Source organism: Variovorax sp. ISS6, assembly GCF_056523145.1.
This window is the reverse complement of record NZ_JAWRZC010000001.1, coordinates 2,048,701-2,065,199: the sequence shown is the minus strand read 5'-3', so window position 1 is coordinate 2,065,199 and position 16,499 is coordinate 2,048,701. Positions and strand designations below refer to the sequence as shown.

The window sequence follows — 16,499 nt, the reverse complement described above, 5'->3', positions numbered from 1 at the left end:
TCCCTAGAATCGCCTCCCATGCATATTCATGTTCTGGGCATCTGCGGCACGTTCATGGGCGGTCTGGCCGCCCTGGCGCGCGAGGCAGGCCACCGGGTCACGGGCTGCGACGCCGGCGTGTACCCGCCGATGAGCGACCAGTTGCGCGCACTCGGCATCGACCTGATCGAGGGATTCGGCGCCGACCAGCTCGCGCTGGCCCCCGACGTGTTCGTGGTCGGCAACGTGGTGTCGCGCGCCCGGCTGGCCGACGGCAGGCCGAAGTTTCCGCTGATGGAAGCCATCCTCGACGCCGGCAAGCCCTACACCAGCGGCCCGCAGTGGCTGGCCGAGCACGTGCTGCTGGGTCGCCACGTGATGGCGGTGGCCGGCACGCACGGCAAGACCACCACCACCTCGATGCTGGCCTGGGTGCTCGAGCGCGCGGGCAAGGCGCCGGGCTTCCTGGTCGGCGGGGTGCCGCTCGATTTCGGCGTCTCGGCCCGGCTCGGCGACGGACCGGCCTTCGTGATCGAGGCCGACGAGTACGACACCGCCTTCTTCGACAAGCGCAGCAAGTTCGTGCACTACCGCCCGCGCACGGCGATCCTCAACAACCTCGAGTTCGACCACGCCGACATCTTCGACGACCTCGCGGCCATCGAACGGCAGTTCCATCACCTGGTGCGCACCGTGCCGTCCACCGGCCGGCTGGTGGTGAATGCCACCGAGCCCAGCCTCGAGCGCGTGCTGGCCCAGGGCTGCTGGAGCGAGCTCGCGCGCTTCGGCGGCGAAGGCCCGGGCGCGCAGTGGGAGGCGCGCGGCACGCACGACGCCTTCGACGTGCTGCACGAGGGCGAGCAGGTCGGCCGCGTCGAATGGGCACTGTCGGGCCTGCACAACCAGATGAATGCGCTGGCCGCGATCGCGGCCGCCGAGCACGTGGGCGTATCGCCGGCCGACGCGGCGCGCGCGCTCGGCAGCTTCCGCAACGTGCGCCGGCGCATGGAACTGCGCGGCACGGTGGAGCGCGCGGGCGGCGCGATCACGGTCTACGACGACTTCGCCCACCATCCCACCGCGATCCGCACCACGCTCGACGGCCTGCGCCAGAAGCTCGACGCCGCGGGTCGCCAGGGCGAGCGCATCCTCGCGGCCTTCGAGCCGCGCAGCAACACGATGAAGCTCGGCGTGATGGCCGCGCAACTGCCCTGGAGCCTCGAGTCGGCCGACCTGTCGTTCTGCCACACGGCCGGGCTCGACTGGGATGCAGCCGCGGCGCTGGCCCCGATGGGCGAGCGCGCCCGGGTGGCTGGCGACATCGGCACGCTGGTGGGCCAACTGGTCGCCGCGGCGCGGCCCGGCGACCACATCGTCTGCATGAGCAACGGCGGCTTCGGCGGCGTGCACGACAAGCTGCTGCAGGCCCTGCGCGACGGCATCGCCTGAGCGGGATCGCGCATGGCGGCCGCGGCACCCGACGACACGCTGCTCGGCCTGCTGCGCCGCGTGTACGACAGCGGCAACAGCTACTTCGACGCCGACGGCAACCACTGCCACCGCATTCCCGACACCTTCGGCGCGGCCGAGCGGCAGGCGCTGGCCGATGCGGGCCTCGAGCCCAACCGCTTCGTCGCGATCCCGCACGACGAGGCGGTGAACCGCCTGCGGCAGGCCGCGGTCGGCGTGGACCTGCGCCGCGCGGCCGATGCCTTCGTCGCCTCGATGACCTCGAGCGACCTGGCGTGGCTCACGGTGCTGCCCGCCACCGCCTTCGGCCTCGCGATGCCGGCGCATCCGATGGACGCCATGGGCGGCGGCAGCTGCCGTGTCTGCTTCCACCGCGAGGAGCGCGCCGATCCGACGCTGCGCGCCTACTTCCGCCATCTGCAGGGCGCGGGCTGGGGCACCGGCGGACCGGTCGAAGGCCTGCTCGCGCTGGAAGCCGCGGGCCCGGCCGAAGGCTGGCCGCAACCGACGCCGCGCGACATCTGGGTCTTCCATCGCCTGCTCGACCTGCTGCGCGCCCTGCCGGCCGACACGCGCTACGGCAAGGCGCGCACTGCGCTCAAGGACGCGAAGCTGCTGCGCGTGAACAATCCCTACCGCTGCGAGACGGTGCTCGAGGCCCTGGCCACGCTCGGCGTCATGCAGACGCCCGAGCATCCGGGCCTCTTCACGCGCTGGACCCCCGCGATCGAGCGCGACCAGCGGCCTTCCACCAAGGTCGAGGCACCGGCCCCACTGGGCTGGTGGCGCGCGGCCGATGGTCTCGACGAGCAACTGGTGGAGCGGCTGTTCGGCCATCTGAAACGTCCCGGGCAGGAACCGCCCGCCGAGGCCGCCGAGCCCATTCGGCGCAAAGCCGCCGCCGGCGCGCGCGCCAAGTCGATCCCCGGGCCACCGGCCGCGGGCGACGTGCATGCCGTGCGGCTGCGCGAGGACCTGTGGACCGCCGCCTACTGCCACGAAGTGAAGGCCGACCATCGCGGCATCGTGCGCGGCCGCGTGGAATACCTGGACCTGCTCTCGCCCACGCCGCCCACCGCCGGGCAGATCGCCGGCATCGGCTTTCGCGACCGCCGCAACGGCGAGCGCTGGCAGAGCTGGGTCGCCGGGCTCGGCAAGACCACCGGCGTGACGCGGATCGCGGTCGGCGTGCCGGCTCCATCGCATGCCCAGCCCCTGCCGGAGCGCATTCCCGGCGGCCAGGCCAGCGACCTGAAGCACCTGGCCGGCTGGCACTTTCCGGCCACACCCTGAACGAGGATCCGCCCATGACCCAGCGCGCCACCCAACTCATCGACACGCTGGGGCTGCAGCCGCATCCCGAGGGCGGCTGGTACCGCGAGGTGTTCCGCTCCGCGGTGCTGGTGACTCCCGCCGACGAGCGCGCGGCCCGCAGCGCGCTCACCAGCATCTACTTCCTGCTCGAAGCCGGCCAGCATTCGCGCTGGCACCGGGTGCTGTCCGACGAGGTCTGGGTGCATCTCGAAGGCGTGCCGCTGGCACTGTGGACCTGCGATGCCGCGCTGCGCACCGCGCCGGCGCATGTGCGGCTCGGGCCGGTCGACGTGCACGGCACGCGGCCGCAGCACGTGGTGCCCGCGGGCCAGTGGCAGGCCGCGCGGCCGATCGAAAGCCATTCGGCGGGCGACTTCACGCTGGTCGCCTGCATGGTCGGGCCGGGCTTCGACTTCGCCGACTTCTCGCTGATGGCGCCCGACGGCGACGAGGCCGCCGCGGTGCGCCATCACTGGCCCGAACTCGCCGCGTTGATCTGAGCGATCAGCCGCGGCGCTGCTTGACCGCCTGCGACAGCGTCTCGAGCACCTGGGTCGAATCGTCCCAGCCCAGGCAGGCGTCGGTGATGCTCTTGCCGTACTCGAGGCCCGCGATCTTGTCCTTGCCGGGCGTGAACTTCTGGGCGCCGGCCTGCAGGTGGCTCTCGACCATCACGCCGAACACGCGGCGCGAACCGCCGGCGATCTGGCCGGCGATGTCCTTCGCGACGTCGATCTGCTTCTGGTGCTGCTTCGAGCTGTTGGCATGGCTGCAGTCGACCATCAGCGTGGGCGGCAGCTTGGCCGCCTCGAGGTCCTTGCAGGCCGCCTCGACGCTGGCCGCGTCGTAGTTGGGCGCCTTGCCGCCGCGCAGGATCACGTGGCAGTCGCGGTTGCCGTTGGTCTGCACGATCGCGACCTGGCCGTTCTTGTGCACCGAGAGGAAATGGTGGCCGCGCGCCGCGGCCTGGATGGCGTCGGTGGCGATGCGGATGTTGCCGTCGGTGCCGTTCTTGAAGCCGATCGGTGCCGACAGCCCCGAGGCCAGTTCGCGGTGCACCTGGCTCTCGGTGGTGCGCGCGCCGATCGCGCCCCAGGCGATCAGGTCGCCGATGTACTGCGGCGAGATCACGTCGAGGAACTCGCTGCCCGCCGGCAGGCCCAGGCGGTTGATGTCGATCAGCAGCTGGCGCGCGATGCGCAGGCCTTCGTCGATGCGGTAGCTCTCGTCGAGGTAGGGGTCGTTGATCAGGCCCTTCCAGCCGACCGTGGTGCGCGGCTTCTCGAAGTACACGCGCATCACGATCTCCAGCGTGTCGGCGTACTTCTCGCGCTCGACCTTGAGGCGGCGCGCGTAGTCGAGCGCGGCGGCCGGATCGTGGATCGAGCAGGGACCCATCACCACCAGCAGCCGGTCGTCCTTGCCGCCCATGATGTTGTGGATGCTGCGGCGCGTGCCCGTGATCAGCGTTTCGACCGGCGTGCCGCGAATCGGGAAGAAGCGGATCAGATGTTCGGGAGGGGGGAGCACGTTGATGTCCTTGATGCGTTCGTCGTCGGTCTTGCTGGTTTTTTCGACGCTCGCATACCAGCTCTCGCTGGCCGGGGCAGTGTTCGTGCTCATGAAGGTTCCTTGTTGGATTGAATATCGTCAGGGCATAAAAAAACCGCCGGGGCTGCTTGCGCCGGCGGTTTTGGGAGGGGTGCCTGTCTGCTTTACGCGCTCGCCTCTCGTCCGCCGGAAACCGGGAACCAAAAGTAGGCAAAGAAATAGGCGCGGAGAGCGGCGGACATGGGCGCGAATGTAGCACGGAAAAACAAAACCCGGCTTCGAGGCCGGGCGTTCGTTGTTTTGGCGCCGACGGAGCCGGCGCCTGGACACGGGCTCAGCGGTAGCCCGACTCGTTGGCGTTGTGGATGATCCAGATCAGGTTGCCGCTCGAGTAGTCGCCCATGCCGCCACCCGCGAAGATCAGGCGGCCCTGGCCCTTGTAGGTCATCTCGAAGCGATGGCGGTCGCTGCCGAAATAGAACGGGATGAAGGCCTTGCCGGTCACGTAGGCGCCCTGGTCGGTGGGCTGCCCCGCGAGGTCGGTGACCTGCCGCGCGCTCATGCCGATCTGCAGCCGGGCGAACTTGCTGTTGCGCGCCGGGTTGCCGGTGATCTCGCCTTCGTAGCCGTTGAGGCCCTTGACGGTGCGGCCGCTGCCGGCCTCGACCTTGGACGAATCGACGACATTGCCCTGGGCGTCCATGCCGGCCTTGGAACCGCTGCGCGCGGGGGCGGCCGGGGCCGCGGCCGCCGCGGGCGCGGCCTCGCTCTGGCTGCCCGAGCCGCCGCGCGATGCGCAGCCGGCGCTGGCCAGCGCGACCAGGGCGGTCATGGCCCAGAGGGCGGCGGGCGAGTGGATCCTGTTCCCCATTGAAATGCTCCTTGAATGCGTCGTCGCAAAAGGGCGCAGCTTAGCAACGGGAGGAAACGCTCCGCAAGTGACGAAAGTCTTAAGCCGTTCCGCCTACAGTGAGCCCGTCGATGCGCAAGGTGGGCTGGCCGACGCCCACCGGCACGCTCTGGCCCTCCTTGCCGCAGGTGCCCACGCCCGAATCGAGCGCCATGTCGTCGCCGATCATCTTCACGCGGGTCAGCGCGTCGGGGCCGTTGCCCACGATGGTCGCGCCCTTGACCGGGTACTGGATCTTGCCGTTCTCGACCCAGTAGGCCTCGCTGGCCGAGAACACGAACTTGCCGCTCGTGATGTCGACCTGGCCGCCACCGAAGTTGACGGCGTACAGGCCCTTCTTGATGCTCGCCACGATCTCCTCGGGCGCCTTGTCGCCGCCGAGCATGTAGGTGTTGGTCATGCGCGGCATCGGCACGTGGGCGTAGCTCTCGCGGCGGCCGTTGCCGGTGGGCTTGACCTTCATCAGGCGGGCGTTGAGCGCGTCCTGGATGTAGCCCTTGAGGATGCCGTCCTCGATCAGCACGTTGCGCTGGCTGGCATTGCCCTCGTCGTCGACGTTGAGCGAGCCGCGGCGATCGGCGATGGTGCCGTCGTCGAGCACGGTCACGCCCTTGGCGGCCACGCGCTGGCCGATGCGGCCCGAGAAGGCGCTCGAGCCCTTGCGGTTGAAGTCGCCCTCGAGGCCGTGGCCGATGGCCTCGTGCAGCAGGATGCCGGGCCAGCCCGGGCCGAGCACCACGGTCATCTCGCCCGCGGGCGCGGGGCGCGACTCGAGGTTGGTCAGCGCCGACTTGACGGCATGGTCGACGTACTCGGCGATCTGCTCGTCGTCGAAGTAGGCCAGACCGAAGCGTCCACCGCCGCCGCCCGAGCCCACCTCGCGGCGGCCGTTCTGCTCGGCGATGACGGTGACCGACAGCCGCACCAGCGGCCGCACGTCGGCCGCCAGCGTGCCGTCGGCGCGCGCCACCAGCACCACGTCGTACTCGCTCGCGAGGCCGGCCATGACCTGCGACACGCGCGGGTCGCGCGAGCGGGCCAGTTGCTCGACCTTCTCGAGCAGCTTCACCTTGGCGGTGCTGTCGAGCGTGGCGATGGGATCGAGGCCGGCGTAGAGCGAGCGGCTCGAGGCGATCTTGCGCGGCACGGTCTTCACGCGGCCGGTGCGGCCCGCGGCGGAGATCGAGCGCACGGTGCGCGCCGCGTCGAGCAGCGAGGCCTCGGAGATGTCATCGGAATAGGCGAAGGCCGTCTTCTCGCCGCTGACCGCGCGCACGCCGACGCCCTGGTCGATGCTGAAGCTGCCGGTCTTGACGATGCCTTCCTCGAGGCTCCAACCCTCGCTGCGGGTGTACTGGAAGTACAGGTCGGCGTCGTCCACGCGGTGCGCGGTGATCTCGGCCAGGGCCTTGCTCAGGTGCGATTCGTCGAGGCCGAAGGGCGTGAGCAGCAGTTGTTGCGCCGTGGCGAGGCGCTCGATGGTGGGTTCGCGGGAGATCATAAGAGCCATTCTAGGCAGCCGCCCCATTCCGCGGGGACGGCGGGATGCTCGGGCCGCGCTCAGTTCTGCGCCAGCTTCCGGGCGCGCGCGATCGACATCAGGATCCCGAGCCCCAGCCCCAGCGTGACCATGGCCGTGCCGCCATAGCTGATGAAGGGCAGCGGCACCCCCACCACCGGCAGGATGCCGCTGACCATGCCCATGTTCACGAAGGCGTAGGTGAAGAAGATCATGGTCACCGCGCCCGCCAGCAGGCGCGAGAACAGCGTGGTGGCGTTGAGCGCGATCGCCAGCCCGCGGAAGATCAGCAGGATGAAGGCCGAGATCAGCGCCAGGTTGCCCACCAGGCCGAATTCCTCGGAGTAGGCGGCGAAGATGAAGTCGGTGGTGCGCTCGGGAATGAACTCCAGGTGCGTCTGGGTGCCCTGCATGAAGCCCTTGCCTCCGACGCCGCCCGAGCCGATGGCGATCATCCCCTGGATGATGTGGAAGCCCTTGCCCAGCGGGTCCTTGCTCGGGTCGAGCAGCGTGCACACGCGCTGCTTCTGGTAGTCGTGCAGCACGCGCCAGTCGACGCCGTCGGTGCACAGCTGCGATTCGAAGCTCACGATCAGCGTGATCGCCACGGCGCCCAGCAGCACCGGCGGCACGATCAGCTTCCAGGGCAGCCCCGCGAAGAAGATCACCGCCAGGCCGGCCGCCAGCACCAGCAGCGAGGTACCGAGGTCGGGCTGCTTCATGATCAGGCCGACCGGCACCGCCAGCAGGACGGTCGCCACCACGAAGTCGAGCGGCCGCAGCTGCCCCTCGCGGCGCTGGAACCACCAGGCCAGCATCAGCGGCATGGCGATCTTCAGGATCTCGCTGGGCTGGATCACCATGCCCACGTTGATCCAGCGCGTGGCGCCCTTCTTGGTGATGCCGAACAGCGCCACCGCCACCAGCAGCGCCACCCCCGCCGCATAGAGCGGCACGGCGGCGAGCATGAGCTTCTGCGGCGGCACCTGCGCCACCACGAACATGATGAAGCCGGCCAGCAGCATGTTGCGGCCATGGTCGACGAAACGGGTGCCGTGGTCGTAGCCCGAGGAATACATCGTCAGCAGGCCCGCGAAGGCCAGCAGCAGCACGGCGAAGGCCAGAAAGCCGTCGAAGCCCTGGAAGATGGGCGCGACCCGGCGCGCCAGGGAGGGCTGATTGAACACGGCGGACATGGGCGCGGATTATCCGCGCCCGCCGGGCCCGCTCAGTCGAAAACCAGCTGAACGACCGTGCGGCCCGGTCGGCTTTCGAGCGCCAGCCGCGCGCCGATGGCGCCCGCCCGCTCGGCCAGCGAGCGCGGCGCCCGGGTGGCGTCGAAGCCGCGCCCGTCGTCGATCACGCGCAGCGCCAGCGCCGTGCCTTCCATGCGCGCCTCCAGCCGCAGCACCCGCGCCTGCGCGTGCTGCAGCACGTTCGAGATCGCCTCGAACAACAGGAACTGCAGCTGCCGCATGCCGTGCGCGTCGAGGTGCGCCACCGGCGCGACCTCGTCCACGGCCCAGTCGAGCGCGACCTCGGCCGTGGCCAGGCGCGGCTCGAGCCGGTAGCGGAACGCCGCCAGCAGCGCGCCGACGTCGCCCGGCGGCAGGTGGATCGAGTCGATCGACAGCTTGAGCTGGTCCATCGAGTCGCGCAGCGTGCGCAGCAGCTCCTCGGAGCTGGTCTGGCCCGACTGCAGCTGGCGGATCGCCGAGCTGATGTGCGAGCCCACGCCGTCGTGCATGTCGCGCAGGATGCGCTCGCGCTCGTGGGTGCGCGCCTGGTCGCGCGCCGCCCGCTCGAGCTCGGCATAGGTCGAAGCCAGCTCGCGCTCGCGCTGCGCCACCCGCTCGGCCAGAGTGCGGACCGCGCCGCGCGCCGCGACACTGGCCGCGCGGAAACGCCGCAGCACGATCAGGAGCAGCGCGATGCCGAAGAACACCGACGAGTAGCGCACCCAGGTGGTCTCGCCGTAGGCGTCGCTCAGGCGGATCACCAGCCAGTCGCGCACGCCGAAGGCCAGCGTGAGCAGGGCCGCGGCGGCCACCAGCAGCCGCTCGGCGCTGGGACGCCGCGCGGTGGAGCCGACGAAGGCACCGACGAAGACCGCGATCACCACGATCTCGATCGCGAGCCAGCCGGTGAGCCAGATAGGCTGCTCGCGCTGCAGCGCGAGCGCGGTCGAGACCACGGTGCCCAGCACCACGGCCAGCAGCGGCCAGCGCAGCCAGCGCGTGTGGGCCGTGCGGCCCCAGTCGGCGAGGTGGTAGCAGAACATCATGGCCGAGGCGGCCCAGCCGGCATAGCAGGTCGCCATCAGCACGCCCCAGGGTACCCACGGCAGCGGCGGTTCGGCGATCACGCCGTCGGCCACCCGGATCGCCCAGCAGAACTCGGCCAGCGCCGCCCACAGGTAGATGCCGTCGCGGCGCGGCTGCCCGGTCGCGGTCGCATCGACCTGCGTGAGCCACAGCGCCAGCGCGATGGCGCCGACGATCAGGCTGAAGGCGGTCAGCAGCACCGAGGCGGTGAAGCGCCAGGCATAGGCCGGCTCGAACAGCCCGTTGCGCACCGCGTCGGCCGGGCCGATGAACACGCGCGACAGCCCGGCGCGGCGCGCGCTGTCGGCGCGGATGCGGATCTGCAGGTGGTTCTCGCCGGCCCGCAGCAGCTCGCCGGGCACCGGCACGTAGATCGGCGCCTTGGCGTAATCGGCGCCGTTGCCCCGCGAGAGGTCGCCGTAGACCTGCAGCAGCGCGCCGTTGAGCTGCACCTCGAACACGTTGCCGGTGCGTGGAATGAAGATGCCCCAGGGGCTGTCGGGGGCGGTGGGCAGCACGAAGGGCAGGTCGAAGCTCGCGAGCCCGGGCCGGCCGCGGTGCAGCCGGTCCCAGTGGTAGGACAGCTCGACCGGCTCGCTGCGCACCGCGCCGTCGACCTCGGCGGTGACCGTGCCGCGGCGCAGTTCGAGCGGACGGTCGGCGGCGCCGGCTCCCATGGCCCACCCGGTCCACAGGGCCAGCACGAGCAGCAGCAGCCACGGCGCGATCGGCATCGCGGGCAGCCGCCCGCGCAGGGTCCGGAGCACGGATGTCCCGTCTCAGCCGGAACGCGACAGCAGCCCCAGTCGCGTGGCTTCGAACACGGCTTCGCTCTTGGAATGCACCGCGAGCTTGCCGTAGAGGTTCTTGATGTGGGTCTGCACCGTGTGCACGCTCAGGCCCTTGAGGCGCGCGATCTCGGCGTACGAGAAGCCGCGCGCGATCAGCGTCAGCACCTCGTGCTCGCGCGCCGACAGCAGCGCGCGCTCGCCCGCGTCGGGCGCGGCTTCGGGTTCGGCCGTGCCCGGCACGCTGGCCGACTGCAGGCTGCGGTACTTGGCCAGCACGCGGCGCGCGATCATGGGCGAGATCGGCGAGGCGCCGGCCTTCATCTCGACGATGGTCTGGGCGATGTCCTCGGGCGCCGCGTCCTTGTGGATGTAGCCGACGGCGCCGGCCTCGATGCTCGCGAGCACGTTCTCCTCGTCGCCGAACACCGACACCACCAGCGGCTCGCAGCCCGGGAAACGCGCGACGGCATCGCGGATCACGTCCAGGCCGGTGCCGTCGGGCATGCCGAGGTCGACCAGCAGCACGTCGGGAATGGTGGCGGTGCGCGCGAGCCAGCCCAGCGCCTCGCTCACCGTGCCGGCGCTGCCGAGCCAGAACAGCTGCGGGCTGCGCTGCACGCTGGTCTCGAAGAAGGCACGGGCGCGGCTGTCGTCCTCGACCACGAGCACGCCCCAGCGGCGGGGCGTAGCGTCATGGGGGTCCTCGGTAGTCATGGGGCCGAAGCATAAGCCGGCGCACGCTTTCGCAGGTCCGCGAATCCTCACCCTTTCATGGGATGTGCATCGGGAGGCTTGCACACACACTCGAATCGTCTTCGAACTTTGCACGATGGGAGGAACACGCGATGAATACTTTCGCGTTGCGCCCCTGCCGCGCCACGCTGGCATCGAGGACCCTCTCCCGTTCCGGGAAGCCCGCACCGCGGGGTTTTTGTCGCCTCGACGCCATCTGATGGGCACGGACCTCATGCAAAATTACCTGGACTTCGCAAGCAGCGCGCCATCGACGCGCTTTCCGTCGCCCCCCCGCATGGAACCACAAACCACCCATCTGCTGTACCTGCACGGCTTTCGTTCCTCGCCCCGCTCCACCAAGGCGCGCGCGGTGGCGGATCGGGTGGCCCAGCGGCATCCGAACCTGCACTGGTGGTGCCCGCAATTGCCGCCCTCGCCCAAGGATGCGATCGACATGGTGATGAAGGGCATCGCCGACTGGCCGCGCAAGTCGATGGCGGTGGTGGGCTCCTCACTCGGCGGCTTCTACGCCACCTACGTCGCGGGCATGACGCGCTGCCGCGCCGTGCTGCTGAACCCGGCCGTCCATCCCGCGCGCGACCTCACGCTCTACATCGGCGACCAGAGCGCCTGGCACGATCCGGCCGAGCATTTCTATTTCCGCCCCGAGTACATCCACGAGCTGCGCGCCATGGAGGTCGGCTCGCTGACCCGCCCCGAGCGTGTGTTCGCGGTCATCGCCAAGGGCGACGAGGTGCTCGACTGGCACGAGATGTCGGCGCGCTACGCCGACAGCCGCGTCAAGCTGATCGAGGGCGGCGACCACGCCCTCTCGGATTTCAAGAAGAGCCACCTCGACGACGTGATGGCCTTCATCAACCCAGTGCCCTGACGCGCCGATCGGCGCCTGCGGCGGCGGCGCCACAGGCCCGCCCCGCCTGCATGGGAGAATCCGGCCCATGTTTGTATTGTTTGAAGAAGCCGGCAAATACCTCGGCGGGCGCGTGCTGTCGGAGGCGGAAGCCTCGGCGCAGGTCGAGCTCGAGACCGGCAAGCGCGTCAAGGTCAAGGGCGCCAACATCGTGCTGCGGTTCGAGAAGCCCTCGCCCGCCGAATTGATCGCCGAGGGACGCGCGCTCGCGGCCTCCATGGACCTCGACCTGGCCTGGGAATTCGCGGCCGAGGGCGAGTTCGGCTTCGCCGACCTGGCGGCCGACTATTTCAGCGACAAGCCCTCGCTGGCGCAGCAGGCCGCGGCGCTGTTCGCCCTGTTCGAGGCGCCGCACTACTTCCGCCGCGCGGGCAAGGGGCGCTTCAAGAAGGCGCCGGCCGAGATCGTGCAGCAGGCGCTGGCCGCGATCGAGAAGAAGAAGGCGATCCAGGCGCAGATCGTGGAATGGGCCGGCCAGCTCGCCGAGGGCGTGTGCCCCGCGCCGGTGCGCGAGCAGCTCTACCGCATCCTGTTCAAGCCCGACAAGAACGCGCCCGAATACAAGGCGGTGGTGGAAGCCTCGCGCGCCTCGCAGCGCGCGCCGCTCGAACTGCTCGAGCGCGCGGGCGCGATCGACTCGCCCTACCAGTTCCACTGGCGCCGCTTCCTGTTCGAGAACTTCCCCAAGGGCACGGGCTTCCCCGCGCTCGTGGCGCCCGCCATCGCCGACGAACTGCCGCTGGCCGAGGGCGTCGAGGCCTTCTCGATCGACGACTCGCAGACCACCGAGATCGACGACGCGCTCTCGGTGCAGGGCCTGGGCAGCGGCACGGTCACGGTCGGCATCCACATCGCCGCGCCGGGCCTCGCGCTCGCGCCCGGCGGCGCCATCGACCAGGTGGCGCGCGCGCGCATGTCCACGGTCTACATGCCGGGCTACAAGATCACGATGCTGCCCGACGAGGTGGTCGACACCTACACGCTGCTCGAGGGCGCCGACCGCCCGGCCGTGTCGCTCTATGCGCGCTTCGACGAAGTCACGCTCGAACTGCAGTCGACCGAGACGAAGCTCGAGCGCGTGCCGATCGCCGCCAACCTGCGGCATGACCAGCTCGATAGCGTGGTGACGCAGCCCTGGCTCGAGGACGGCTCGATCACGCACGAGGACACGCCGGCCGCCGCCGCGCGCTTCCGTCCCCAGCTCTCGTTCCTGCACCGCCTCGCGCGCCAGCTGAAGGCCCAGCGCGAGGTCGTGCGCGGCAAGCCCGAGAACTTCAACCGGCCCGACTACAACTTCCGCCTGGTCGGCAACGACGGCGCCGAACCCACGGGCACCGAGCAGGTGCAGATCACGACGCGCCAGCGCGGCGCGCCGCTCGACCTGATCGTGTCCGAGGCCATGATCCTGGCCAACAGCAGTTGGGGCGGCTGGCTCGGCGAGCTCGGCGTGCCCGGGCTCTACCGCAGCCAGGCCAGCCTCGCGCCCGGCATCAAGGTGCGCATGGGCACGCGCGCGCTGCCGCACGCGGGCCTGGGCGTGAAGAGCTATGCCTGGAGCACCTCGCCGCTGCGCCGCTACACCGACCTGGTGAACCAGTGGCAGATCATCGCGGCCGCGCGCCACGGCAAGACCGCCGCGCTGGCCGCGCCGTTCAAGCCCAAGGACGCCGACCTGTTCTCGATCCTCTCGGGCTTCGACGCGGCCTATGCGGCCTACAACGGCTACCAGGGCGGCATGGAACGCTTCTGGACGCTCAAGTACCTCGAGCAGCAGGGCATCACCGAGCTCGAGGCCACCGTCATCAAGGACCTGCCCAACGGCGCGCTGGTGCGCGCCGACGCGCTGCCGCTGGTGTTCCCGGTGGCCGGCCAGCAGGAACGCGGCGCGCGCCTGCGCGTGAAGCTCGGCGAGATCGACGAGATCGCGCTCGACGTCAGCGGCACCGTGCTCGAGCGCCTCGATGCGCCCGCGGCCGGCGCGGTGGACGACGCCGAGGACGAGGAAGAGGTGGTCGCCGGCCCGATCGCGATCGCGGTCGACCTGGCCGATGGCGACGCCGCCCCCGACGCGGGAGCGGCCGCGGAGAACGCGCCCGCATGAACCTCAAGGATCTGAGCACCCTGCAGATTGCGCTGGGTGTGTCCGTCATCGCGCATGCCGCGCTGCTGGCGGTGCGTTTCGTCGACCCCGAGGCCTTCAACCGCGCGTTCACCGAAACGCCGCTCGAAGTGATCCTCGTCAACTCGAAGACCCACGAAGCGCCGGATCCCAAGACCCGTGTGATGGCCCAGACCTCGCTCGCCGGCGGTGGCGACCTCGAGCGCGGCCGCGCCACCAGTCCGCTACCGCCCTCCTCCTTCAGCGCGGTCGGCGATTCCGCCGAGGAGGCGCAGCGCCAGGTCGACCTGATGCAGCAGCAGCAGATGCAGCTGCTGACCCAGCTCAAGCGCGACCTCGCGGCCATGCCCCCGCCCGATCCGCGCGTGAGCGGCGACCCCAAGGAAGCCACCGCGCGCGAGGAGAAGCGCCGCCAGATGGTCGAGCTGCTGGCCGAGATCGAGCGCCGCGTGAACGAGGAGAACGCGCGCCCCAAGAAGCGCTACCTGAGCCCGTCGACGCGCGAGGCCGCCTATGCGCTGTACGTCGATTCGCTGCGCCGGCGCATCGAGGTGCGCGGCACCGAGAATTTCCCGACCGCGGCCGGCAAGAAGCTCTACGGCGAACTCAAGATGACGATCACCATCAACCACGACGGCAGCCTGCTCGACACCGTGATCGACGAGAGCTCGGGCAACACCACGCTCGACCGCCGTGCCCAGGCCATCGTGCGCAGCATCGGCAGCTTCGGCAAGTTCACCGACGCGATGCGCCGCCAGACCGACCAGATCGTGATCCAGTCGCGCTTCCGCTTCACGCGCGACGAGACCATCGAGCTGTCGTCGCAGTAGCGGCGACGGCCCGAAGAGAAGAAGAAGCCAGGAGACCCGCGCCATGGACCTGTACTGCGTGATGGGCAACCCGGTCGAGCACAGCCGCTCGCCGTGGATCCACGCCCGCTTCGCCGAGCTCTGCAACCAGCCGATCGCCTACGAGCGCCGGCTGGTCGCGCTCGGCGCCTTCGCCGAGGGCATCGCCGCCTTCCGGCGCGAGGCCGCCGAACGCGGCGACCACGCGGGCGGCTGCAACGTCACCGTGCCCTTCAAGTTCGACGCCGCCGCCATCGCGCAGCACACCAGCGAGCGCGCCACGCTCGCGGGCGCGGTCAACACGCTGCGCTTCGCGGCCGATGGCGACATCCATGCCGACAACACCGACGGCATCGGCCTGGTCAACGACATCGAGCGCAATGCGCGCGTGCCGCTGGCCGGCAGGTCGCTGCTGCTGATCGGTGCCGGCGGCGCCGCGGCCGGCGTGCTCGGGCCGCTGCTCGACGCGGGCGCGGCGCGCGTGGTGGTGGCCAATCGCACGGTCGACAAGGCGGTGGCGCTGGTGCGCCGGCATGCGGCGCTCGCGCTGGCCCACGGCGCCTCGCTCGAGGCCTGGGCGCTCGACGCGGTGCCGGGCGACTTCGATGTCGTGATCAATGCGACCGCCTCCAGCCTCGCGGGCGACGCGGTGCCGGTCGGCGCGCAGGTGCTGCGCGCGGGCGCGCTGGCGGTCGACATGATGTACGGCCCCGCGGCCGCGGGCTTCCTGCAATGGGCGCAGGCCCACGGCGCCGTGGCGCGCGACGGCCTCGGCATGCTGGTCGAGCAGGCGGCCGAATCCTTCGAGATTTGGCGCGGCGTGCGACCGCCTTCGGCCCAGGTGCTCGACGAGCTGCGCGCGCGGCTCGCCGCCGCCTGAAGCACCTCATGAAGGCCGCGCTGCGCTGGATCGCCTGCCTGCTGCTGGCCGGCCTCGCGCTCGAGCTGTTCTTCGTCGTGCGCATCGCGGCCATGGCGGCGATCGATCCGCAGAGCACCGCCTTCCAGCGCTCCGAGGCCTGGCAGATCGCCACCCACAAGGGCAGCGAGGGTGCCTGGCGCCAGGAGTGGGTGCCCTATGCGCAGATCAACGACAGCCTCAAGCGCGCGGTGATCGCGAGCGAGGATGCCAGCTTCATCGACCATGACGGCGTGGAATGGGAAGCCATCGAGCGCGCGCGCCAGCGCAATGCGCGCGCCGAGGAACTGGCCGCCAAGCGCATGGCACGCGCCGCGGCGCGCGGCAAGACGGCGCAGGCGGCACCGTTGCGCGGCGGCTCCACCATCACGCAGCAGCTCGCGAAGAACCTGCTGCTGTCGGGCGAGCGCACCATGCTGCGCAAGGGCCAGGAACTGGTGCTCGCCGTGCTGCTCGAGACGCTGCTCGACAAGCGGCGCATCCTCGAGATCTACCTCAACAGCGTCGAATGGGGCGAAGGCGTGTTCGGCGCCGAGGCGGCCGCGCAGTACTACTTCAGGAAGCCGGCCGCGCGCCTGAGCTCGTACGAGGCCGCGCGCCTCGCGGTGATGCTGCCGAGCCCGAAGTTCTACGAGCGCCGGCCCAACTCGCCCTACCTCAACGGGCGGGCGTCGACGATCGTGGCGCGGATGCCTTCGGCCGACCTGCCCTGAACAGGGCCTCGCCCGCCAGCACCGCCGCGAAGCCGATCGCATAGGCCAGCACGTCCCACCAGTCGGCCGTGCTGCCGAGCACGATGCGCAGCGCGCGGTTGGGAATATGCAGCTGCCAGGTGGCCGCCAGGTACTGGCCCAGCTCCACCAGCAGCCCCACGCCGAAGGCCGCGAGCGCCAGCGGCAGCACGCGCGCCTCGATGAAGGCCTTGAACACCAGGTAGACCCAGACCACGGCCAGCACGTCGCCGAGGAAGCTGCGCACCCAGCCCCAGCGCGCGCCCACGGTCGCGAGCAGTGCCAGCAGCACGAACAGGGCCAGTGCCCCGGCCAGGGGAAGAGGAGCAAGACGCCATCGCATGGCCCGTATCATCGC

Annotated in this window: 15 protein-coding genes; 8 read left to right on the top strand and 7 right to left on the bottom strand. The window is 70.5% G+C overall.

The window, feature by feature from the left end:
* The first annotated feature begins 18 nt into the window (after positions 1-18).
* From mpl to AC1HIL_RS09465, 3 genes are read left to right on the top strand one after another with little or no spacing between them, the layout of a single operon-like run.
* Positions 19-1,428 carry a UDP-N-acetylmuramate:L-alanyl-gamma-D-glutamyl-meso-diaminopimelate ligase gene (gene mpl / locus AC1HIL_RS09475; RefSeq protein ID WP_296740287.1) on the top strand — a complete coding sequence of 470 codons (1,410 nt, stop codon included), beginning with the start codon at positions 19-21 and terminating at the stop codon, positions 1,426-1,428.
* A 12-nt stretch (positions 1,429-1,440) separates the two neighbouring features.
* Complete coding sequence (locus AC1HIL_RS09470) at positions 1,441-2,742, top strand: hypothetical protein (protein ID WP_479671675.1); 1,302 nt, start codon at positions 1,441-1,443, stop codon at positions 2,740-2,742.
* A 14-nt stretch (positions 2,743-2,756) separates the two neighbouring features.
* Positions 2,757-3,263: a cupin domain-containing protein gene (locus AC1HIL_RS09465; RefSeq protein ID WP_479671674.1), complete on the top strand. Its 507-nt coding sequence runs from the start codon at positions 2,757-2,759 to the stop codon at positions 3,261-3,263.
* A 4-nt stretch (positions 3,264-3,267) separates the two neighbouring features.
* On the opposite strand, the gene AC1HIL_RS09460 is transcribed toward AC1HIL_RS09465, so the two are convergent.
* The 6 genes from AC1HIL_RS09460 to AC1HIL_RS09435 all read right to left on the bottom strand — a co-directional run bounded on the left by AC1HIL_RS09460 (position 3,268) and on the right by AC1HIL_RS09435 (position 10,572).
* Positions 3,268-4,386 carry a 3-deoxy-7-phosphoheptulonate synthase gene (locus AC1HIL_RS09460; RefSeq protein WP_057591158.1) on the bottom strand — a complete coding sequence of 373 codons (1,119 nt, stop codon included), beginning with the start codon at positions 4,384-4,386 and terminating at the stop codon, positions 3,268-3,270.
* Between the two features lie 262 nt (positions 4,387-4,648).
* Entirely contained in the window at positions 4,649-5,185 is a 537-nt protein-coding gene (locus tag AC1HIL_RS09455) for a hypothetical protein (protein ID WP_216087441.1), read from the bottom strand.
* Between the two features lie 79 nt (positions 5,186-5,264).
* Positions 5,265-6,725, bottom strand: a complete 1,461-nt coding sequence (gene tldD / locus AC1HIL_RS09450; RefSeq protein ID WP_057591162.1) for a metalloprotease TldD — start codon at positions 6,723-6,725, stop codon at positions 5,265-5,267.
* Between the two features lie 59 nt (positions 6,726-6,784).
* Positions 6,785-7,939 carry a rod shape-determining protein RodA gene (gene rodA, locus AC1HIL_RS09445; RefSeq protein WP_261211311.1) on the bottom strand — a complete coding sequence of 385 codons (1,155 nt, stop codon included), beginning with the start codon at positions 7,937-7,939 and terminating at the stop codon, positions 6,785-6,787.
* 32 nt (positions 7,940-7,971) lie between these two features.
* The gene (locus AC1HIL_RS09440) at positions 7,972-9,834 is read right to left on the bottom strand and encodes a sensor histidine kinase (protein WP_412179508.1); all 1,863 of its coding nucleotides are present in this window, start codon (positions 9,832-9,834) and stop codon (positions 7,972-7,974) included.
* A 12-nt stretch (positions 9,835-9,846) separates the two neighbouring features.
* Positions 9,847-10,572 carry a response regulator gene (locus tag AC1HIL_RS09435; protein WP_057591164.1) on the bottom strand — a complete coding sequence of 242 codons (726 nt, stop codon included), beginning with the start codon at positions 10,570-10,572 and terminating at the stop codon, positions 9,847-9,849.
* A gap of 316 nt (positions 10,573-10,888) precedes the next feature.
* Between AC1HIL_RS09435 and AC1HIL_RS09430 the strand changes: the two genes are divergently transcribed.
* The 5 genes from AC1HIL_RS09430 to AC1HIL_RS09410 all read left to right on the top strand — a co-directional run bounded on the left by AC1HIL_RS09430 (position 10,889) and on the right by AC1HIL_RS09410 (position 16,123).
* A complete protein-coding gene (locus AC1HIL_RS09430) occupies positions 10,889-11,485 on the top strand; it encodes a YqiA/YcfP family alpha/beta fold hydrolase (protein ID WP_057591165.1) in 597 nt (198 codons plus the stop codon).
* Between the two features lie 67 nt (positions 11,486-11,552).
* Positions 11,553-13,625: a ribonuclease catalytic domain-containing protein gene (locus AC1HIL_RS09425; RefSeq protein WP_479671673.1), complete on the top strand. Its 2,073-nt coding sequence runs from the start codon at positions 11,553-11,555 to the stop codon at positions 13,623-13,625.
* Entirely contained in the window at positions 13,622-14,473 is an 852-nt protein-coding gene (locus tag AC1HIL_RS09420) for an energy transducer TonB (protein ID WP_057591168.1), read from the top strand. Before AC1HIL_RS09425 ends, AC1HIL_RS09420 begins: the two co-directional genes overlap by 4 nt.
* A gap of 43 nt (positions 14,474-14,516) precedes the next feature.
* Positions 14,517-15,371, top strand: a complete 855-nt coding sequence (gene aroE / locus AC1HIL_RS09415; protein WP_057591169.1) for a shikimate dehydrogenase — start codon at positions 14,517-14,519, stop codon at positions 15,369-15,371.
* Between the two features lie 8 nt (positions 15,372-15,379).
* The gene (locus tag AC1HIL_RS09410; protein ID WP_057591171.1) at positions 15,380-16,123 is read left to right on the top strand and encodes a transglycosylase domain-containing protein; all 744 of its coding nucleotides are present in this window, start codon (positions 15,380-15,382) and stop codon (positions 16,121-16,123) included.
* Here AC1HIL_RS09410 and AC1HIL_RS09405 read toward each other — a convergent pair.
* Positions 16,068-16,496, bottom strand: a complete 429-nt coding sequence (locus tag AC1HIL_RS09405) for a ribosomal maturation YjgA family protein (RefSeq protein ID WP_057591192.1) — start codon at positions 16,494-16,496, stop codon at positions 16,068-16,070. The genes AC1HIL_RS09410 and AC1HIL_RS09405 overlap by 56 nt on opposite strands.
* Positions 16,497-16,499: the final 3 nt, after the last annotated feature.